Here is a 19,866-nt window from a genome sequence, read left to right on the forward strand (position 1 = left end):
CGCTCCTCAGCATGCGAATCTCTGGCCTTCGACCCCGCCGGCCACGGCGCCGGCTGCGGTCAGAATATCCTTGCCCGACCCACCGCCGAACTGGTTGCCGATGGCGCCGCCGATCAACGCGCCGCCCAGGGTGCCGCCAAGACAGGCGATTTCGTGCTGGCGCGCAGCCTGTTGCTGCGGTGTTGGCGCAGGCCCGCACGCGGTCAACAGCCCCGCGCCACCCAAAGTAATGACTGCTAGAATTCTTTTCATGAATGAGCTCCCGGTTCCCATGCAGGAACACTGGCACAATCCGCGGGTGCGGGCCAAGTTAATTGGCCTTCATCCAACGTGATCTGTGGCATGGCCCCGGTGCGCACCGGGGCCGTCCTGTCAGATGACTTCGAGCAAGCCTTCGCCAGCCGAAATCTCGCAGGCGCCGGGGCTTTCCTCCAGGTTCAGCGCCACGACCTTGCCGTCTTCGACCAGCATCGCATAGCGCTTGGAGCGCGCGATCAGGCCGGCTGGCGGGGCGTCGAAATCCATGCCGATCGCCTTGGTGAATTCCGAGGCCGGATCGGCCAGCATGGTCAGTCCGGCCGCAGTTGCGCCCGTGGCCTCGCCCCAGGCCTTCATCACGAAGGGGTCGTTGACCGACACGCAGATGATCTCGTCCACGCCTTTGGCCGCAAACTGGTCCTTGGTGCGCATGAAGCTGGGCACATGGGCCGAGTGGCAGGTGGGGGTGAACGCGCCGGGCACGGCAAAGATCACCACCTTGCGGCCCTTGATCTTGCTGGAGACCCGCACCTCTTCCGGTCCGTCAGCGCCCATCTGGATCAGGGTTGCTTCGGGCAGGGTGTTGCCGGTTGAAATCATCTTCATGCTCCTGTCGATTGAAATTGCAAACTCGCTCCTTGCCGCAATATAGGTGGGCGGGTGGCACAAGCCACGGGAAATTGACAGGGGGCGGACCAGATGAGCCATATCGTCGTGATCGGAGCCGGGCAGGCGGGGTCATCACTGGTGGCCGGGCTGCGCAAAGGCGGGTTTGACGGGGCGATCACCCTGATCGGGGCGGAACCCGTGCTGCCCTATCAGCGCCCGCCGCTGTCCAAGGCCTATCTGCTGGGCGAGATGGAGCTTGAACGGCTCTACCTGCGCCCCGAAAGTTTCTATGCCGAGAACGATATCACCCTGCGTCTGGGCCAGCAGGTGGGCGCGATCGACCCGGCGGCCAAGACCGTGACCATAAGCGGTGAGGTGATATCCTACGACCAGCTTGCCCTGACCACCGGCTCGCATCCGCGCCGCCTGCCTGCCGCGATCGGCGGAGACCTGGCGGCCGTGCATGTGGTGCGCACGCTGGCCGATGTGGACACGATGGCCCCCGCCGTCACCCAAGGCGCGCGGGCGCTGATCGTGGGCGGCGGTTATATCGGGCTCGAGGCCGCGGCGGTCTGCGCCAAACGCGGCGTGCAGGTGACGCTGGTCGAGATGGCTGACCGCATCCTGCAGCGTGTCGCGGCCCCCGAGACCAGCGACTATTTCCGCGCACTGCACAGCGCGCATGGCGTGGACATCCGCGAAGGCGTAGGGCTGGACCGGATCACCGGCGAGAATGGCAAGGTCACCGGCGCGGTGCTGGGCGACGGGACCGAACTCGAGGTCGATTTCGTGGTGGTCGGCGTGGGCATCGCTCCGGCCACCGAACTGGCCGAAGCGGCCGGGCTTGCCATCGAAAACGGTATCAAAACCGATGTGCATGGCCGCACCTCTGCCGCCGATATCTGGGCGGCGGGCGATTGCGCCTCGTTCCCCTACAAGGGCCGGCGAATCCGTCTGGAAAGCGTGCCCAACGCCATCGACCAGGCCGAGGTGGTGGCGCAGAACATGCTGGGCGCGGGCAAGGATTACGTGGCCACGCCCTGGTTCTGGTCGGACCAGTATGACGTGAAGCTGCAGATCGCCGGGCTGAACATGGGTTATGACCACGTCGTAACCCGTCCGGGAGAGGGAGCGACCACCTCGTTCTGGTATTACCAGGGCGATCAGCTGCTGGCCGTGGATGCGATGAACGACCCGCGCGCCTATATGGTCGGCAAGCGCCTGATCGACGCAGGGAAAACCGCGGATCCGGCGGTGGTGGCCGACCCCGCAGCGGATCTGAAACCGCTGCTCAAGGCGTGAGGATCATCGCCGGAGATTTCCGGGGCCGGGCGCTGGCCTCGGTCGGCAAGGGGGATGCGGGCGCGCATCTGCGCCCCACCACCGACCGGGTGCGCGAAAGCCTGTTCAACGTGCTGAACCACCTGATCGATTTCGACGGGCTGCGGGTGCTGGACCTGTTCGCCGGCACCGGCGCGCTGGGGCTCGAGGCGCTGTCACGCGGCGCGGCGCATGTCATCTTCGTCGATGACGGGCGGGTGGCGCAGGGGTTGATCCGCAAGAATATCGACCTGACCCGCAGCGCCAACCGCACCGCCCTGATCCGCCGCGACGCGACGCGGCTGGGCGATAATCCCGAAGCGCCGTTCGACCTGATCTTTCTCGACCCGCCCTATGGCAAGGGAATGGGGCAAAAGGCGCTGGTGGCGGCACTCAAGGGCGGCTGGCTGGCCGATGACACGCTGGTGGTCTGGGAAGAGAACGCCCCGATGGCCCCGCCCGAAGGCTTTACGCTGCACGATGCGCGCAAATACGGCGACACCCATGTCTCTCTGATGTGGCGGGACGGAACGCATGCATGATCTGGTAATCTTTGATTGCGACGGTGTCTTGGTCGACAGTGAAACGATCTCCAACCAAGTGATGGTCGACAACCTGGCCGGGTATGGGCTGAACCTGTCGCTGCAGGACTGCATGTCGATGTTCGTGGGCGGCACCATGTCGGGCGTCCGGGACTCGGCTCGCAAGATGGGCGCTGACCTGCCCGATGACTGGACCGAGCAGATCTATGCGCAGATCTATGATGTGCTGCGCGCGGGTGTTCCGGTGATTCCGGGAATCCCCGAGTTGCTGCGCCATCTGGACGAACAGCGCATTCCATTCTGTGTGGCCTCGAACGGGCGGCGCGAGAAGATGCAGATCACCTTGGGCCAGAACGGGCTGTGGGACAGGTTCCAGGGCGCGATCTTCTCGGCCCATGAGGTCGGCAGCGCCAAGCCCGAGCCGGGGTTGTTCCAGACCGCGGCCCGACATTTCGGTGCGAAGTCGCCCGTCGTCATCGAGGACAGTGCGAACGGTGTGACCGCCGCGATCCGGGCCCAGATGAGGTGCCTTGCCTATGCGCCGCACGATGACGGCGCGCGCCTGGCCGGGCTCGGGGCTGAAGTCATCCGTGACATGAAGGACGCGCCGCGGCTTTTGGGTCATTGACCGGCCTGTGCTAGACTGCGGTTATGGACCGCGCACTTTCACGCCCACTCTGGCCCGCCCGGTTCGAGGCGCAGGCTACCTCAGGACCCGAGCCACGGCCTCGGCCCGCACCCGTCTTCATTCAGGACGCGGTGACGTCATGGGGCCCGGACACCCTGCTGCTGAAGCTTCTGCGCGATCAGGCCGCCGATCAGGAGGAATAGGTCGGGTGGAACTTGCCGCCCGGTGACAGGGTAAAGATCTCGACCCCGTCTGCGGTGACGCCCACCGAATGCTCGAACTGCGCCGACAGCGACTTGTCGCGGGTCACGGCGGTCCAGTCATCGGCCAGCGTCTTGGTCTCGGGGCGGCCCAAATTCACCATCGGCTCGATGGTGAAGAACATGCCTTCTTCCAGAACCGCGCCGGTGCCCGGGCGGCCATAGTGCAGCACGTTGGGCGGCGCGTGGAACACGCGGCCAAGCCCGTGCCCGCAGAAATCGCGCACCACGCTCATGCGGTGGGCTTCGACATAAGACTGGATCGCGTGGCCAATGTCACCGAAGGTGTTGCCCGGCTTGACCATCTCAATGCCTTTGAACAGGGCGTCGTGGGTCACCTGGATCAGCCGCTCGGCCTTGCGCGGCAGCTTTCCGGCCACATACATGCGCGACGTGTCGCCGAACCAACCGTCGACGATCACGGTCACGTCGATATTCAGGATGTCGCCATCCTTGAGCTTCTTGTCCCCGGGAATCCCGTGGCAGACCACGTGGTTCACGCTGATGCAGCTGGCGTGCTGATAGCCTTTGTAACCGATGGTGGCCGATTTCGCGCCGGCGTCCTCGACCATCTGGGTGATGATCCGGTCGATCTCGCCAGTGGTCTGGCCGGGAAAGACATGCTCGGCAATATCATCCAGGATGCGCGCCGCCAGAGCCCCTGCCGCGTGCATGCCGGCAAAGTCAGCCTGTTCGTAGATGCGGATACCGTCCTTCGTCAGACGGCCACGATGCTCTTTCATTCGTGCGGGGCTCCAAAAAATTCTGCGCAGCATCCTTTCTACGCTGCTTGTGCAGAAAGTACCAGAGGGCGCAGGGTCGCGGGTGCCCGCCCTGATCTGAATTTGGATGCGGGGGGCGAAACGTCAAGGGACGCTGCCGCGTTTTGCGCGGGTGGTCCGGCCCGGCGTCAAAAGGCCTCGACCGATGCCCGGATTTGGGGCCAAATGAATCTACAGAGACTCATTTGGTCGGGAAGAGAGGAGCCGGATGAATGTCGCAGAAACGGGAACTGATATCGAATGGAAACCCCATGGAGGCGGTCGTCGGCTTCAGCCGCGCCGTTCGGGTGGGGAATTTCAGCGCGGTCGGGGGGACTGCCCCGGTCGATGCGCAAGGCAAGACAGTCGGGGTCGGGGACGTCTATCTGCAGACCAAACAATGCTTTGAGATCATCAAGGATGCGCTGGAGCGTGCCGGATCGGGTTTGCAGGACATCGTCCGAACCCGCGTGATCCTGACCGATATCGACAATTGGAAGCAGGCGATTGAGGCCCGCAAGCTGTACTGTCTGGGCGCGCGACCCGTGGACACGATCATGGCGATCAACAGGTTCGTAAATCCCGAATGGTTGGTTGAAATCGAGGTCGACGCCGTCGTCCCCGATTGAATTGCTGTGCGGCGGAAATCGACCGGCCTTCAGTCGCTGGAGATCGTCGCCTGCGGCTGAACCCAGACGCCATCCGGTGAGATGCGCGTACCACAGACCACGTGTTCAACCCCATTGGCCCGGGCAGTCGCAAACGCTGCCGCGTAGGCCGGATCGATATCCGCGGCCAACGCGAATTTGCGGCAGTCCGTGCGCTGAACAAGGTAGAGCAGGATGGCCCGGTGTCCTTGCGCGGCCATTTCAGCCAGTTCCCCCAGATGTTTGGTGCCCCGAGCGGTGACGCTGTCGGGGAATTCGGCCAGCCCCGGTTCGCGCGACAGGGTCACGCTTTTGACCTCGACATAGGCGTCGGGCAGCCCGGGTTGCGTCAGCAAAAAGTCGATGCGGCTGTTCTGGCCGTATCTGACCTCGGGCCGCACGGTTTCATAGGCGGCCAATGCGGGGATCTCCCGGGCTTGGAGCGCAGCGCGCAAGGCCCGGTTGGGGACCGAAGTATCAACGCCGGTAAAATGGCCGTTTTCATGATCGACCAGCCGCCAGCCGAATTTGAGCTTTTTCTTCGGGTCTTCATTAGGCTCAAGCCAGATCTTTTCGCCCGGTTCGGCCAGACCCATCATCGAACCCGGATTGGCGCAATGGGCCGTCACCTCGCGCCCGTCCTCAAGCCTGCAGTCGGCCAGAAAGCGTTTATAGCGGCGGATCAGGCGGGCGGGCACAAGAGGGGTTTGAAAGCGCATGGTTCCGGGCCTATACCTGCCGCAAAGGTCGATCAAGAGGAGAGCGTGCCATGCCCAACCCAACCGCTGCAATGCTGGTGATCGGGGATGAAATCCTGTCCGGCCGAACCCGCGACGCGAACATGCACTTTCTGGCGCAGGAGCTGACCAAGCATGGCATCGACCTGAAAGAAGTTCGTATCGTCAGCGATGACGCCGAGGCCATAGAATCCGCCGTCAAGGCGCTGTCGCAGGCCTATGACCATGTGTTCACCAGCGGGGGCATCGGCCCGACCCATGACGACATCACCGCCGATTGCATCGCCCGCGCCTTCGGGGCCCATATCGACGTGCGCGAGGACGCCCGTGCCCTGCTGCAGGCGCATTACGACCAATCGGGGCTGGAGTTGAACGAAGCGCGCCTGCGCATGGCGCGCATCCCTGACGGGGCAACGCTGATCGACAACCCGGTTTCCACCGCGCCGGGCTTCACGCTGGGCAACGTCCACGTGATGGCCGGGGTGCCCTCGGTGTTCCGGGCAATGGTGGCCAGCGTGCTGCCCACCCTGACCGGAGGCAAACCGTTGTTGTCGCAGACCCTGCGCGTGAACCGGGGCGAGGGCGACATCGCCGCCAATCTGTCGGCCCTGGCGCAGGATTTCGGCGACCTGTCGATCGGCTGCTACCCGTTTCAGGTCAACGGCGTGTTCGGCGCCAACGTGGTGGTGCGCGGCACCGACGGCGCCCGCATCGACGCCGCCATCACCCGCCTGGCAAGGGAGCTTGACCTTTGAGCGTCGACTGGGCCGCCGTCGTTGACGGCACTTGGCCTGCCGCTCGGTACTCGCAACTGGGTCCGTTCCTGCTGCGCGAAGGGCAGGGGGGCGGCTCGCGCGTGTCGGCGGCCAGCCGTATCGGCCCGGTCACCCCGCCGGATATCGACGCGGCCGAGGCGGCCATGCTGGAGATGGGCCAGAAACGCATCTTTTGCCTGCGCCCGGGTGATGAGGCACTGGATGAAATGCTGGCCGCGCGGGGCTATGGGATCCTCGATCCGGTCAACATCTATGCCTGCCCGGTCGCGCGGCTGACCGACCAGCCGGTGCCGCCGGTCACCGTCTTTACCCTGTGGGAGCCGCTGGCCATCATGCGCGAGATCTGGGCGCAGGGGGGCATCGGCCCCGAACGCCTAGCGGTGATGGAGCGCGTCCCCGGGCCCAAGACCGGCCTGTTGCTGCGCCACCGCGATCAGCCGGCGGGCACCGGTTTCGTGGCCATCCACGACGGCATCGCCATGCTGCACGCGCTTGAGATCGTACCCGCCCACCGACGGCAGGGGCTGGGCCAATGGGCAATGCGCGCCGCGGCCTTTTGGGCGCTGGACAATGGCGCGCATACCCTTAGCGTGATCTGCACCAAGGCCAATACCGGCGCCAACGCGCTCTACCACTCTCTGGGGATGGAACGCGTCGGAGAGTATCACTATCGCCAGCTGGTCTGAGAGGAGACAGACGTGACCGATCGAGACATGCCCACCGCGCTTGACCTGCCAATGGTGGATCCGCTGCCGCCCGAGACGCAGAAATACTTCGATATCTGCGTCGAGAAGCTGGGCATGGTCCCGAACGTACTCAAGGCAAACGCCTTTGACATCGACAAGCTGAACGCGTTCACGGGCATGTACAATGACCTGATGTTGGCGGACAGCGGGCTCAGCAAGCTGGAACGTGAGATGATCGCGGTCGTGGTCTCGTCGATCAACCGATGCTTCTATTGCCTGGTGGCCCATGGTGCCGCCGTGCGTCAGCTGTCAGGTGATCCCAAGCTGGGTGAAATGCTGGTGATGAACTACCGTGTGGCGCCGCTGGATGCCCGCCAGCGCGCGATGTTGGACTTCGCCGCCAAGATGACCACCGCCAGCGCCGAGATCGAGGAACCGGACCGCCAGCGCCTGCGCGATGCGGGGTTCACCGACCGCGATATCTGGGACATCGCAAATGTTGCGGGCTTTTTCAACATGTCCAACCGGGTCGCCAGTGCCACGGCGATGGTGCCCAATGACGAGTATCACGCGCAGTTCCGATGACCCGATTTGCTGTCCTTCTTTTCTGTCTGATCGCGGGTCCTGTGGCGGCGCAGGACCTGTCGCTGCCGGCGAGCGCGCGACAAATCAGCCAGCGCGTCAGCCCGTTGGACAGCTACCAATTGCCGACCGGCCCGTTTGCAGACAACGCCGTTCCCGCGCGCACGGTCGAAGGCCGGATCGAGCGCACCACATGGCGCTTGCAGGCCGGATCCAGCACGACGCTGCAGATCCTCGACCCGCTGCGGGATCAGCTCAAGGCGCAGGGTTTCGAGATCGCTTTCGAATGTGAGGCCCGCACTTGCGGTGGGTTCGACTTCCGCTTTGGAACCGAGGTGGTGCCGACGCCCGACATGTATGTGGCAATCAATGACTATCGATTTCTGTCAGCCACTCGTGGAGCCGAAGCCCTGACCTTGCTGATCAGCCGAAACCAGCCCGACGGGTATGTGCAGATGATCCGCGTCACTCCGAAGGGTAAGACCCCACCGCCGCTGGTGGTCGAGGAAACGGTGATTGGCGGCGACGGGCTGGTTGCCAGCCTTGTACGGGATGGACACGTGATACTCGGCGATCTCAGCTTTGAGACGGGCGAGGTCGCCTTGGGGGCCGGGCCATTCGAGTCGCTGGGCCTGCTGGCTGGCTACCTGGCTGAAACCCCCGGCGCGCGGCTGGCGCTGGTTGGGCACACCGACGACACCGGCGACCTGCAGGCCAATATCGAGGTCAGCACGCGCCGCGCTCAGGCTGTCCGTGCGCGATTGATCGAGGCACATGGAGTGGCCGAAGACCGCGTGCAGGCGCAGGGCGTCGGCTACCTCGCCCCGATCGTTTCCAACGCCACCCCGGTAGGGCGCGAACAGAACCGCCGGGTCGAGGCTGTTCTGCTGTTGAACTGACCAAGAAAAAAAGCCCGCGCAACTTGCGCGGGCCGGTCAGTCTTCACTGGGAGGTCTTACCAATCCATCGGACCTTTTTCGGCAAAGGACTCGACAAGGAAATCAATGAACGCCCGCACCTTGGGCTGGGTGAACCGGCCCGGCGGGTACACCGCATAGACGCCCTGAACCTCGTCCGGCAACGATGGCATCGCGTCGACCACCTGGCCGGATTTCAGCGCGTCCGCGTAAAGATAGCTGGGCAGATAAGCGATTCCGAGGCCCGAGATCGCCGCATTCAACAGGGATTGTCCGTCGTTCACGCTCAGCCAACCGGCCGTGCGCACCTGCCTCTTTTCGCCCGAGGGCGCAGTCAACTTCCAGACGTTGCCCGAGGACTGGCTGGAGTAATGCAGCAGCTTGTGTTCGTTGAGGTCATCGATCTTTGCCGGGCGCCCGAACTTCTCGATATAGCTGGGGGCCGCAACCATGCGTTTGACCGTTTCGGTCAGCTTGCGCGCGCGCAGGGTGCTGTCTTCCAGTTCGCCGATACGCACGGCCACGTCGAACCCTTCGGAGATCAGTTCGACATAGCGATTGTTCAAGACCATGTTCACGGTGATGTCGGGATAGGCCGCCAGGAAACCCGAAAGAACGGGTGACAGGTGGTTCACCCCGAAATCAGTGGCCACACTGATGCGCAGCAGACCCGAAGGCGCCGATTGCATCGACGTCACCAGCGCGTCGGCTTCGCCTGCATCATTCAGCACGCGGCGTGCGCGGTCGTAATAGGCCAGCCCGATCTCGGTCGGCGACACGCGGCGCGTCGTGCGGTTCAGCAAACGCGCGCCCAAGCGGGCCTCCAAGCTCGACACGTGCTTTGACACGGCTGATTTGGAAATGCCCATCTTTTTGGCCGCGTCGGTGAAACCACCTTGGTCCACCACGTTGGCGAAGGCCTCCATTTCTGTCAGTCGGTCCATTCTCGTTCCCCAGGTCGTCTGTTCGTTGACCGACCATCGCCTCCAATCTGGGCGGAAACTGGGCAGACATGGGATAATATCAGGGTTTTGAATCGGATCGTTTGCGCTTCGGAAACGCGGAAACAGTGGTTTCCCGCCTGCATCCGCCCCCTGTTTGCGTGTTCTTTTCTGGTAATTTCTCGCAACGTGCTAAAGTCAGAATGGCATTTTTGTGACCAGGGAGGAGATCATGAAAGCCATTCTAGCAACTATTTTTTGCCTGTTTGCCCCCTTGGCCTGGGCCGGAGGGGAGACGCCATCGAACCCGGACGCCGAGGTCTATTTCGTCAACCTGTCGGACGGCGACACGGTAACGTCGCCGGTGACGGTGGTCTTTGGCCTCCGCGGTATGGGCGTTGCGCCAGCCGGGACCGAAAAGGAAAACACCGGCCATCACCATTTGCTGATCGATCGCCCCCCATTGGGTCAGGGTGAGGACGGAGTCGACGAACTGGCCTATGGACTGCCGGCTGATGACAACCACCTGCACTTTGGCGGTGGTCAGACCGAAGTCACGTTGGAGCTTGCCCCCGGGACGCACACGTTGCAACTGGTCCTGGGCGATGCGGGTCATGTGCCTCACGCGACGCCGATCGTTTCCGAGGTGATAACGATCACCGTGGAGTAGCCCGTACCGACCAACCGCAGCGCCGGGACCAACCCGCCGACAGCGGCGGGACGGTTTCGGTTTGATTGCATGTGCTTGCCTCGCCTATACACGATCCCGATCAGGGGCGGAGCCATGGTATTTGAATGAACGTTGTTTTTGGGGTCGACCGGAACTTTATGTATCCCGCATTGCTGTCGGCCTATTCCGTGGTCAAGAACGCCAGCCGGCCTGTTGACGTTACCATTTTCGGTCAGGATTTCACCGCACAGGACATCGCAGCCGTCGAACAGCTGGACCACGCCGTCGACAACGGCACGGTCCGCTATCGGGAGTTCCAGTCCGAGACGCTCGGCCGATTTTCAGAGTTCAAGACGAAATACCCGAAAATCACGCTGCTGCCGTTGTTTCTGCCAGACTTCTTTTCGGGCCGGTGTCTGTTCATTGACGCCGACACTCTTGTGCTGGGCGATGTCTGCGAGTTGCAGGAGCTCGACATGAATGGCCACGGGATCGGGGCCTGTGTCGACATGGGATTGGTCACGCTGGGCGAAGGTCGCTTTCTGCGCCCATCCATGCAGAGTGTTCTGAGGCCGGGGCACGAACACCAAAAGTCGGTGACGCGCGTTTTGCGCAGCATCCGGTTGGGCTTTCTGCCCGGCGAGAACTACTTCAATGCGGGCATCCTTCTGATGGATTGCGAAGCGATCCGGAACTCACCCGCAGGCAAGGAGCTGGGCGATTTCGACAAGCTGATCCCGCATATCCACGACCTGCCCGAGCAGGATCGGATGAACCAGATTTTTGCGGGCCAGTGGCTCAGACTTCCTCAGCAGTGGAACACGCGGCCGCAGATTTGGTACGACGCGCACAGTCCGAAATTCCGGCATACCTCTGCCGAATTTCGAGACCAACTGAAACAGGCAAGCCGAAACCCGAAGATGTGGCACTATATCGGGGGCAAGAAGCCCTGGCGCGCGAAGCCAGCGTCACAAATTCTTCTGCGCCGCGCCTTTCGGGACTACCAGGAATACCTGGCACTGTTCGAGGACGAGACAGGTCTGACTTTTTCCGTTTAAGGCGGGGAATTGGCTCAACTCTCAAAAAAGCCACCCGGGCATCGTTCGGGTGGCTTTCTTTTGTCTGGGTGTTCTCGCCTTGGGGCAGTGGACGGAACGGGTCTTCCCTAAAGTGCAGCGGCCAGCCGCGTGCCCTGGTTGATCGCCCGCTTGGCATCCAGTTCCGCGGCCACATCCGCGCCGCCGATCACATGCGGGGTGATCCCGCGTTCGATCAGTGCATCGGCCAACGACCGCTCGGGCACCTGTCCGGCACAAAGGACAATCGTTTCGGCTTTGATAACCGTCGGGTCCGCGCGCTCTTCTCCGAATGAGACATGCAGCCCCTCGTCGTCGATGCGCTCGTAGTTCACGCCGCCCACGAAGTTCACGTCCTTCATCTTCAGCGTCGCGCGGTGGATCCAGCCGGTGGTCTTGCCCAGCCCCTTGCCATGCGCCTGCTTCTTGCGTTGAAGCAGCGTGACCTGCCGCTTGGGCGCCTCGGGCTGCGGGCCTTCGGGCGCCAGGCCCGAGCGGTGTTGTTCAGGGTCGGCGACGCCCCATTCCTTCATCCACAAGGGCAGGTCGGTGGTGGGCGAGTGGCCTTCCTCGAGCAGGTATTCCGACACGTCGAAGCCGATGCCGCCGGCGCCGATCACGGCCACCGATTTGCCCACCGGGGCCTTGTCGCGCAGCACGTCGATATAGTTCACGACATTGTCGCGGTCCTCGCCGGGGATCTGCGGGTCGCGCGGGTTGACGCCGGTGGCGATCACCACCTCGTCGAACCCGGCCAGATCGTCGGCGCCAACCGCGCGGCCCAGTTCCACAGTGACGCCCAGCGTGTCCAGCATGGTGCGATACCAGTCCACCAAGCCCCAGAACTCTTCCTTGCCCGGCACCTGCTTGGCCATGTTCAGCTGGCCGCCGATCTCGTCGGCCTTGTCGAACACGGTCACGTCATGGCCGCGTTCAGCCGCCGTCATCGCGGTGGACAGGCCCGCCGGACCCGCGCCCACGATGGCCACGCGCTTGGGCGCGGCGGCCTTTTCGATCACCAGCTCGGTCTCGTGGCAGGCGCGCGGGTTCACCAGGCACGATGTCAGCTTGCCGCTGAAGGTGTGATCCAGGCAGGCCTGGTTGCAGGCGATGCAGGGCGCGATCTTGGCCGATTCACCGGCTATCGCCTTGGCCACGAAATCCGCATCCGCCAGCATCGGCCGCGCCAGCGAGACCATGTCGGCGCAGCCGGTCGACAGCACTTCTTCGGCGACTTCGGGCGTGTTGATCCGGTTCGAAGTGATGACCGGAATCCCCACCTTGCCCATCAGCTTCTTCGTCACCCAGGCAAAGGCCGCGCGCGGGACGCTGGTGGCAATTGTGGGAATCCGAGCCTCGTGCCAGCCGATGCCAGTGTTGATGATCGTCGCCCCGGCCTTCTCGACCGCTTGCGCCAGCTGTACCACCTCTTCATGGGTCGAGCCGTTGGGCACAAGGTCGATCATCGACAGGCGGTAGATGATGATGAAATCGGTGCCCACCGCCTCGCGGGTGCGGCGCACGATTTCCAGCGGCAGGCGCATCCGGTTCTCATAGGACCCGCCCCAGCGGTCGGTGCGCTTGTTGGTATGGGTCACCAGGAACTGGTTGATGAAATACCCCTCGGACCCCATGATCTCGACCCCGTCATAGCCCGCCTTCTGGGCCAGCACGGCGGCGTTCACGATGTCGCTGATCTGCTTCTCGATGCCCTCTTCGTCCAGCTCGTTGGGGGGGAAGGGCGAGATTGGTGACTTCACCGGGCTGGGGGCCACACATTTCGGGCCATAGGCATAGCGGCCTGCGTGCAGGATCTGCATGGCGATCTTGCCGCCCGCCTGATGCACCCGGTCGGTGACGACGGAATGATTGGCCACATCCTTGTCGCTGGCCATCATCGCCGCCCCCGGCAGGACCGAGCCTTCGAGGTTCGGCCCGATGCCACCCGTCACCATCAGCGCCACGCCACCGCGCGCGCGCGACGCATAGAACTCGGCCACCCGGTTCCAGTCGCCGGTTTCCTCCAGCCCGGTATGCATCGAGCCCATCAGGACCCGGTTCTTCAACGTGGTGAAGCCCAGATCCAGCGGGGCCAGCAGGTTCGGGTACGCAGTCATCTTGAAACTCTCCCTCAATTCGGGGCCGACAATCGCGCCGCACCGCGCCGGTGTCACGCGAAACCTGACGTCACCCCCTTTGCCGCCGCTTTGCCAGTTGCTACAGCTTGGCCAACCACATCACGAGGCCCGCCCATGACCCCAGAACAGATCGCCAAACTGCCCTACCGCCCCTGCGTGGGCCTGATGCTGATGAACGATCAGGGTCAGATTTTTGTCGGCCAGCGCAACGACCGGTTCGAGGACGCCTGGCAGATGCCCCAAGGCGGCGTGGACGAGGGCGAATCCCCCCGCGAGGCCGCGCTGCGCGAGTTGCAGGAGGAAATCGGCGTCACCCCCGACCTCGTGGAAATCGTGGCCGAGACCGACGGCTGGCTGCCCTATGACCTGCCGCATGACATCGTGCCCAAGATCTGGAAGGGCCGCTTCCGCGGGCAGGAGCAGAAATGGTTCCTGCTGCGGTTTCTGGGAACCGACGACCAGATCGACATCGAGACCGACCACCCCGAGTTCACCCGCTGGAAATGGCAGGACCCCGACCACCTGATCGCCGAGATCGTACCCTTCAAGCGCGAGGTCTACGAGCGCGTCATGGACGCTTTTTGTGGGTATCTGCGCTAAATCAGGCCGCCGCAACTCCGCGCCGGGGCCCCGATTCAGGCATTCTGTTTTGCATAGACAGGCGTACTGTCGGGCTCATAGCTGACGACGCCCGGTTCCCACCACCAGATCGGGTTTGCCTTGAAACTGTCGCGCGCATCCAGCCGGTCGAGCAGCGCCGAAACCTTGCCGTAACGGTCCAGCTTCAGATCCACCCCAAGCGGCCGGGCCTGCACGAAACGCACATGGGCGGCCAGAAAGATGTCCTGCATCGACAGGTAGCCGGGTACGAATCCGTCCTCCCCGGTCAGCCGTTCCTCCAGCCATCCCAGGATGTGGGCCAGCTTCTCGGCCGACCGCTGCAGATGCGCGTTCTGGTCCACACTCACCCCGGACCATTTCATTTGCGAGATGGTCGTGGCCGCGTTGCCGAAGGTCTGGATGGTCGAAAACACCAGCTTGTCCTGCCACTGCGCGTCTCCGGGCCGATAGGCAAAGGGCGCCAGCTTGGGCGCAGCCTCCGGCCTGTCCGGATAGGTCGCCAGCAGGTATTCGACGATGGTGCCGCTTTCCCACAGCACGAGATCGCCGTCCCAGAATGTCGGCACCTGCAATGTCGGAGTCGCCTGCGCGCGTTGCTCGGCGCTGGGCGTGGTGATCTCCTCTCGCCTTTCGAAATCCAGCGAAAGTTCGTCCAGAACGATCCTGACCGCCCGTGCAAATGGCGATCCCGTCGTGAACAGCAGCGCTCTCATGACAGCCTCCCATTTTTGGTGCCCAAAGCATAGCGACGTTCGGGCCAAGCCCGCCAGAAAAATCGGTGGGCCGCCTGCCTGAACGCCACAGTCAACAAACACACTGTTTCGCGGGTGGTTCCCGGGTGGACCGCGCGCACCGACTGCGCACACCTGCCGCACTTGACCCGGTGCATAAATCGGCGCAAATCTGGCGCGTTTCCCGGGCCGCGCAGCAGTAGCGGCCTTTTGCGGATGGTGGATTTCATGCGCCAGCCAAAGATTCTGACGACGCTCAAAACCTATGACATGGCTCAGTTTACGGTGGATCTGATCGCCGGGATTTCGGTTGCCATGGTGGCCCTGCCGCTGAGCCTGGCGATCGCCATCGCCTCGGGCGCGGACCCGGCGCAGGGGTTGGTCACGGCCATCGTCGCGGGGTTCGTCATTTCGGCGCTGGGGGGCAGCCGGGTCCAGATCGGAGGCCCGACCGGCGCCTTCATCGTGGTGGTGTTCGGCGTGATTGCCGAACACGGATATGACGGGTTGGTCATGGCCACCTTCATGGCAGGGTTCATCCTGCTGATCGCGGGTTATTTCCGGGCCGGGCGATTGATCTCATTCGTGCCCGAGGCCGTCGTCAACGGCTTTACCATCGGCATCGCCGTCATCATCGCCACCAGCCAGATCAAGGATTTCTTCGGCCTGTCGATTCAAAATCTGCCCGCCGAATTTCTTGAGAAAGTACCCGCGCTATGGGACGCGCGCGACACGCTGAACCTGCCGGCCACGGGAATCGCCCTGCTGGCGGCCGTTCTGATCGTTGCCCTGCGCCGGATCGCGCCGCGTTTTCCGGGGCTGATCATCGCGGTCGGCGTTGCCTCGGCGCTGGTCGCGCTGATGGGGCTGGGGGTCGACACGATCCATTCGCGGTTCGGTGATCTGCCCTCGACCCTGCCTGTGCCCCAGCTGCCCGACCTCTCGCTGTCGCGCTTTGTCGAGCTGTTCCCTTAGGCGGTCGTGATCGCCTTTCTGGCGGGGGTGGAATCGCTGCTTTCGGCCATGGTCGCCGACCGGATGATCGGTGGGCAGCACAGGCCCAACGCCGAGTTGACGGCGCAGGGTGCGGCCAACATCGCCTCGGCCCTGTTCGGAGGGTTGCCGGCCACCGGGGCCATCGCGCGCACGGCGACGAACGTCAAGGCGGGCGGCAAGACGCCGGTTGCGGGCATCATCCACGCGCTGACGATCCTGCTGATCATGCTGGTTGCGGCCCCGGCGGCGGGCTATCTGGCCATGCCGGCATTGGCCGCGCTGCTGATGATCACGGCCTGGAACATGAGCGAGCCGCACAAATGGGGCGAATACGCCCGCGCCCGACCCAGCGACCGGGCGCTGCTGGTTCTGACCATGGTGCTGACCGTCTTCATCGACCTGACGGTGGCCATCGGCGTCGGCGTGGCCATCGGCCTTGCCCTGCGGCTCAGCCGGCGCGAGTCGGTCCAGACGGACTGGACCCCGCCAGACCGGTAAGGAACTCACGCGCCCTCAACTGAACAGGTTAAATGGGCGGCCGACCACCGGCGCTATATGGCCGGTTGCTGAATTTTGGTGTGCAAAGCACGGCGAACCTGTGCGTGGTGCCGGAGAACACCCGAACTACCCCCAAGCTCACCTGCTGGATTCGGCGGGACCCCGACGGCTTGATTGCCCAGTTCCTGCCTTTGAAGCGGTGAGCCTTTGAGCGGGTGCCCCCGCTCAAACCAACCCTTCGTCCCGCAGCAGTTCCAGCATGTTCGCCTCAGGCCGCGGGCCGATATGGCTGATTACTTCTCGGGCGCAGACGTTGCCGATGCGGGCGCAGGTCTCCATGTCGCGGCCTGTCGCCATGCCGAACAGGAATCCGGCGGCGAACTGGTCGCCCGCGCCGGTGGCGTCCACCGGCACCACCTTCTCGACCGGCACGTCGATGCGGATGCCGTCATGCAGAACCGTCACCCCGTCGCCCGAGCGGGTGCAGACCACCAGCGGGCAGATCGCAGCCGTGCGCCGCAGCGCCTCTTCCAAATCGTCGGTCTCGAACAGCGATTTGATCTCGGCCTCGTTGCCGATCACGAAATCCAGCTCGTGTTCGATCAGCAGCAGGAAATCGGTGCGATGACGCTCGACGCAGAACGGGTCGGAGATGGCGATGCCGGTCTTGCCGCCGCCGTTGCGACAGTCGCGCGCAGCCTCGAGGAAGGCGGTCTTGCCCTTCTCCTTGTCGAACAGATACCCCTCGAGGAACATGATCTGGCTGTTGCCCGCCACCTCGGCCGGCACGTCCGTCGAGGACAGTTCCGACGAGATGCCCAGATAGGTGTTCATCGACCGTTCGCCATCGGGCGACACGAAGATCATCGAGCGCGAGGTCGGCAGCTCGCCCCCCGGCACGGGCGGGTTCACGAAATCCACGCCGTCCTCGTTCATCGCATCGGCATAGAACCGGCCCAGCGCATCATCATGCACCCGCCCGATGAAGGCCGCGTCCAGACCCAGCGCTCCTGCGCCCGCGATGGTGTTGGCCACCGACCCGCCCGGCGTCTGCACCCGGTTTTCCATGGCCGCATACAGCACCTCGCCGCGTTCCCGTTCGATCAGCTGCATGATGCCCTTCTCGATTCCCATCATCTCGAGAAAGCTGTCGTCGGCCTGAGAGATGACGTCCACAACGGCGTTGCCGATGCCGGTCAGGTGATAGGTTTTCATAGGGTCTTGTCCTCGAATTGGCACAGGTCGCGGATCAGGCAGGTGCCGCATTGCGGCTTGCGCGCCTTGCAGTGGTACCGGCCGTGCAGGATCAGCCAGTGATGGGCGTGAAGCTGAAAGTCCACGGGAATATTGTCTTCGATGGCGCGTTCCACGGCGTCCACGTCCTTGCCGGGGCAGATGCCGGTGCGGTTGCCGACGCGAAAGATATGGGTGTCGACCGCCTGTGCCGGGTATCGCCACCACATGTTCAGAACGACGTTTGCGGTCTTGCGCCCGACGCCCGGCAGAGATTGCAGCGCCGCGCGCGAATTGGGCACCTCGCCGCCGTAGTCCTCGACCAGGATGCGCGACATCTTGATGACGTTCTTGGCCTTCTGGCGGAACAGGCCGATGGTCTTGATGTGCTCGATCAACCCCCCTTCGCCGAGGTCGAGCATCTTCTGCGGCGTGTCCGCGATCTTGAACAGCGCGCGGGTGGCCTTGTTGACGCCCGCATCGGTCGCCTGCGCCGACAGCGCCACGGCGACGACAAGCGTGTACACGTTCACGTGCTCAAGCTCGCCCTTGGGTTCGGGGTCGGCCTGCTGGAACCGGGTAAAGATCTCGCGGATCGTGTGATAATCAAGCTGCTTTGCCATCCGGGCCTTAATGCCGCCCGCGGTGCCGGGTGACAAGCCCAAAGCCCGCTGCACCGCCAATGCGCAAGTTTCGGGTCGCACGGTCGGGCCCGGCGCGGCTAGGATGGGACAAGCCACAGCAAGGTGAATGCCATGAACGTCCAGACATCCGAATCCGGGTACCACTACAACGTGATGCGGCGCGCGATCGATCTGATCGACCAGGGCGGTGAGTCGCTGTCGCTGGAAGAGCTGGCCCGCCAGATGGACATGAGCCCCGCGCATTTCCAGCGCCTTTTCTCGCGCTGGACGGGCGTGTCGCCGAAACGCTACCAGCAATATCTGACGCTGGGCCATGCCAAGGCGCTGCTGCGCGAGCGGTTCACCACGCTGGAGACCGCACACAGCGTCGGTCTGTCCGGCAGCGGCCGCCTGCATGACCTGTTCCTGAAATGGGAGGCGATGAGCCCCGGCGAATATGCCCGCAAGGGGGCGGGGCTGACCATCTATTGGGGCTGGTTCGAAAGCCCCTTTGGCCCGGCGCTGGTGATGGGCACGGCCAAGGGCATCTGCGGCATGGCCTTTGCCGCCGAGACCGGCGAAGAGGCCGCGATGCAGGACATGCTGTCGCGCTGGCCCCTGGCGGAATACGTCGAGGATCCGATGCGCCTGCGCCCGTGGGTCCTGTCGGCCTTCGGCGCGGCCAGCGACCGGCTGGAGCCTACGCCGTTGTACCTGATCGGCTCACCCTTGCAGATCAAGGTGTGGGAGGCGCTGATGCAGATCCCCTCGGGCCAGGTGACGACCTATTCCCAGATCGCGCAGGCCGTGGGCACGCCGCAGGCGGTGCGGGCAGTGGGCACGGCGGTGGGCCGCAACCCGGTCAGTTGGCTGATCCCCTGCCACCGCGCGCTGCGCAAATCGGGGGGCCTGGGCGGCTATCACTGGGGGTTGCCCGTCAAACGCGCCATGCTGGCCTACGAGGCGGCGCAGGCCGATGCCTGATTGACTTGGGGTCTCGCGCCTGCCAAAAGGCGCGCAGGTTCGGGTCTCCTGCCGCTCGCGGCCCTTTGGCTTTGGTGAAACCCGGTTCAAACCACATCTGTTGCCCTTTCCCGGCGCGCGGATGGCAAGGCGAGCCCCGTCCAATACTCGCGCCCGTTTCTGGAAACGAGGCAAGACATGACACAGATCCGAACCATCGCCCCCGTGGGCGAGCTGAAAGTGCAGGCCAAACGCCTGCGCGAGAAACTGCGTGGCGCCGGCGTGGCCCTGAGCCATGCGCAATCGCTTGAGATGATCGCCCATCAGCACGGCGCGCGCGACTGGAACACGTTGCACGCGATGGCCGGAAACCGGCTGCACCTGAAGGTCGGAGACCGCGTGCGGGGCACCTATCTGGGCCAGCCCTTCACCGGGGAAATCCGCGGCCTGACGATGCTGGGCGACGGCGCGCAGCGGCGGATCACCCTGCAGTTCGACACCCCGGTCGACGTGGTGACCTTTGACAGCTTCTCGGCCTTTCGCCAGCGCGTCAGCGGTCAGATCGGCTGGGACGGTCGGTCAGCTCGCCATACGTCGAACGGCGAGCCACAACTGGTGGTGCGTCCGGCGTGACGCAAACGGGGCAAGGTGCC

The 19,866-nt window shown here is 63.9% G+C and carries 23 protein-coding genes and 1 pseudogene; 15 read left to right on the forward strand and 9 right to left on the reverse strand.

Translation table 11 applies throughout. From position 1 onward, the window contains the following. Positions 1–6: 6 nt before the first annotated feature. Positions 7–252 (reverse strand): glycine zipper 2TM domain-containing protein, encoded by a 246-nt coding sequence (locus AC2FML_RS11630; RefSeq protein WP_170439942.1) that lies wholly within the window; start codon positions 250–252, stop codon positions 7–9. A 120-nt stretch (positions 253–372) separates the two neighbouring features. Continuing rightward, on the reverse strand, positions 373–858 hold the full coding sequence (locus AC2FML_RS11635; protein ID WP_496783467.1) for a peroxiredoxin: 486 nt from the start codon (positions 856–858) through the stop codon (positions 373–375). 99 nt (positions 859–957) lie between these two features. Between AC2FML_RS11635 and AC2FML_RS11640 the strand changes: the two genes are divergently transcribed. From AC2FML_RS11640 to AC2FML_RS11655, 4 genes are read left to right on the forward strand one after another with little or no spacing between them, the layout of a single operon-like run. Continuing rightward, complete coding sequence (locus AC2FML_RS11640; RefSeq protein WP_496735689.1) at positions 958–2,169, forward strand: NAD(P)/FAD-dependent oxidoreductase; 1,212 nt, start codon at positions 958–960, stop codon at positions 2,167–2,169. Continuing rightward, positions 2,166–2,729: a 16S rRNA (guanine(966)-N(2))-methyltransferase RsmD gene (gene rsmD, locus AC2FML_RS11645; protein ID WP_170391268.1), complete on the forward strand. Its 564-nt coding sequence runs from the start codon at positions 2,166–2,168 to the stop codon at positions 2,727–2,729. Before AC2FML_RS11640 ends, rsmD begins: the two co-directional genes overlap by 4 nt. Further along, positions 2,722–3,357, forward strand: a complete 636-nt coding sequence (locus AC2FML_RS11650; protein WP_496783245.1) for an HAD family hydrolase — start codon at positions 2,722–2,724, stop codon at positions 3,355–3,357. Before rsmD ends, AC2FML_RS11650 begins: the two co-directional genes overlap by 8 nt. Before the next feature lie 23 nt (positions 3,358–3,380). Continuing rightward, entirely contained in the window at positions 3,381–3,560 is a 180-nt protein-coding gene (locus AC2FML_RS11655) for a hypothetical protein (protein WP_170360546.1), read from the forward strand. Here AC2FML_RS11655 and map read toward each other — a convergent pair. After that, on the reverse strand, positions 3,548–4,360 hold the full coding sequence (gene map, locus AC2FML_RS11660) for a type I methionyl aminopeptidase (protein ID WP_170360548.1): 813 nt from the start codon (positions 4,358–4,360) through the stop codon (positions 3,548–3,550). The two genes, AC2FML_RS11655 and map, sit on opposite strands and share 13 nt — an antisense overlap. Positions 4,361–4,611: 251 nt before the next feature. Between map and AC2FML_RS11665 the strand changes: the two genes are divergently transcribed. Beyond that, a complete protein-coding gene (locus tag AC2FML_RS11665; protein WP_496783247.1) occupies positions 4,612–5,007 on the forward strand; it encodes a Rid family hydrolase in 396 nt (131 codons plus the stop codon). Between the two features lie 29 nt (positions 5,008–5,036). Here the strand turns inward: AC2FML_RS11665 and sfsA are convergent, their stop codons facing one another. Then, a complete protein-coding gene (gene sfsA / locus AC2FML_RS11670; RefSeq protein WP_480637147.1) occupies positions 5,037–5,744 on the reverse strand; it encodes a DNA/RNA nuclease SfsA in 708 nt (235 codons plus the stop codon). Positions 5,745–5,794: 50 nt separating this feature from the next. Between sfsA and AC2FML_RS11675 the strand changes: the two genes are divergently transcribed. The 4 genes from AC2FML_RS11675 to AC2FML_RS11690 are packed head-to-tail and all read left to right on the forward strand — an operon-like array spanning position 5,795 to position 8,705. Then, positions 5,795–6,517, forward strand: coding sequence for a competence/damage-inducible protein A (locus AC2FML_RS11675; RefSeq protein WP_170360552.1), 723 nt, complete (start codon positions 5,795–5,797; stop codon positions 6,515–6,517). Then, positions 6,514–7,224: a GNAT family N-acetyltransferase gene (locus tag AC2FML_RS11680; RefSeq protein ID WP_480637150.1), complete on the forward strand. Its 711-nt coding sequence runs from the start codon at positions 6,514–6,516 to the stop codon at positions 7,222–7,224. The genes AC2FML_RS11675 and AC2FML_RS11680 overlap by 4 nt, the downstream gene beginning before the upstream one ends. 12 nt (positions 7,225–7,236) lie before the next feature. Next, complete coding sequence (locus tag AC2FML_RS11685) at positions 7,237–7,809, forward strand: peroxidase-related enzyme (RefSeq protein ID WP_170360556.1); 573 nt, start codon at positions 7,237–7,239, stop codon at positions 7,807–7,809. Then, complete coding sequence (locus tag AC2FML_RS11690; RefSeq protein ID WP_496783249.1) at positions 7,806–8,705, forward strand: OmpA family protein; 900 nt, start codon at positions 7,806–7,808, stop codon at positions 8,703–8,705. The genes AC2FML_RS11685 and AC2FML_RS11690 overlap by 4 nt, the downstream gene beginning before the upstream one ends. Before the next feature lie 56 nt (positions 8,706–8,761). On the opposite strand, the gene AC2FML_RS11695 is transcribed toward AC2FML_RS11690, so the two are convergent. Beyond that, positions 8,762–9,667 (reverse strand): LysR family transcriptional regulator, encoded by a 906-nt coding sequence (locus AC2FML_RS11695; RefSeq protein WP_093964122.1) that lies wholly within the window; start codon positions 9,665–9,667, stop codon positions 8,762–8,764. A 229-nt stretch (positions 9,668–9,896) separates the two neighbouring features. Between AC2FML_RS11695 and AC2FML_RS11700 the strand changes: the two genes are divergently transcribed. Together AC2FML_RS11700 and AC2FML_RS11705 are read left to right on the forward strand one after the other, a co-directional pair. Beyond that, positions 9,897–10,334, forward strand: coding sequence for a DUF4399 domain-containing protein (locus tag AC2FML_RS11700; protein ID WP_496783250.1), 438 nt, complete (start codon positions 9,897–9,899; stop codon positions 10,332–10,334). Between the two features lie 125 nt (positions 10,335–10,459). Beyond that, a complete protein-coding gene (locus AC2FML_RS11705) occupies positions 10,460–11,392 on the forward strand; it encodes a glycosyltransferase family 8 protein (RefSeq protein ID WP_496783252.1) in 933 nt (310 codons plus the stop codon). A 107-nt stretch (positions 11,393–11,499) separates the two neighbouring features. Here the strand turns inward: AC2FML_RS11705 and AC2FML_RS11710 are convergent, their stop codons facing one another. Further along, positions 11,500–13,527 carry an FAD-dependent oxidoreductase gene (locus tag AC2FML_RS11710; RefSeq protein WP_496783254.1) on the reverse strand — a complete coding sequence of 676 codons (2,028 nt, stop codon included), beginning with the start codon at positions 13,525–13,527 and terminating at the stop codon, positions 11,500–11,502. A 135-nt stretch (positions 13,528–13,662) separates the two neighbouring features. Between AC2FML_RS11710 and AC2FML_RS11715 the strand changes: the two genes are divergently transcribed. Then, positions 13,663–14,148, forward strand: coding sequence for an RNA pyrophosphohydrolase (locus AC2FML_RS11715; protein WP_496783256.1), 486 nt, complete (start codon positions 13,663–13,665; stop codon positions 14,146–14,148). Positions 14,149–14,183: 35 nt separating this feature from the next. On the opposite strand, the gene AC2FML_RS11720 is transcribed toward AC2FML_RS11715, so the two are convergent. Then, positions 14,184–14,882 (reverse strand): glutathione S-transferase family protein, encoded by a 699-nt coding sequence (locus AC2FML_RS11720; protein WP_170444082.1) that lies wholly within the window; start codon positions 14,880–14,882, stop codon positions 14,184–14,186. Between the two features lie 288 nt (positions 14,883–15,170). On the opposite strand from AC2FML_RS11720, the pseudogene AC2FML_RS11725 reads away from it, so the two are divergent. Further along, a pseudogene (locus tag AC2FML_RS11725) lies at positions 15,171–16,394 on the forward strand (SulP family inorganic anion transporter). A gap of 225 nt (positions 16,395–16,619) precedes the next feature. Here the strand turns inward: AC2FML_RS11725 and AC2FML_RS11730 are convergent. Together AC2FML_RS11730 and nth are read right to left on the reverse strand one after the other, a co-directional pair. After that, positions 16,620–17,609 carry an adenosine kinase gene (locus AC2FML_RS11730; protein ID WP_170341979.1) on the reverse strand — a complete coding sequence of 330 codons (990 nt, stop codon included), beginning with the start codon at positions 17,607–17,609 and terminating at the stop codon, positions 16,620–16,622. Further along, complete coding sequence (nth, locus tag AC2FML_RS11735; protein ID WP_496783257.1) at positions 17,606–18,250, reverse strand: endonuclease III; 645 nt, start codon at positions 18,248–18,250, stop codon at positions 17,606–17,608. Before nth ends, AC2FML_RS11730 begins: the two co-directional genes overlap by 4 nt. 132 nt (positions 18,251–18,382) lie before the next feature. Here nth and AC2FML_RS11740 point away from each other — a divergent pair, with 132 nt between their 5' ends. Together AC2FML_RS11740 and AC2FML_RS11745 are read left to right on the forward strand one after the other, a co-directional pair. Then, positions 18,383–19,234 carry a bifunctional helix-turn-helix domain-containing protein/methylated-DNA--[protein]-cysteine S-methyltransferase gene (locus AC2FML_RS11740; protein WP_170364127.1) on the forward strand — a complete coding sequence of 284 codons (852 nt, stop codon included), beginning with the start codon at positions 18,383–18,385 and terminating at the stop codon, positions 19,232–19,234. 177 nt (positions 19,235–19,411) lie between these two features. Continuing rightward, complete coding sequence (locus AC2FML_RS11745; protein ID WP_170341087.1) at positions 19,412–19,846, forward strand: glyoxalase superfamily protein; 435 nt, start codon at positions 19,412–19,414, stop codon at positions 19,844–19,846. Positions 19,847–19,866: the final 20 nt, after the last annotated feature.

It is taken from the genome of Ruegeria sp. BHSC029 (genome assembly GCF_059613085.1).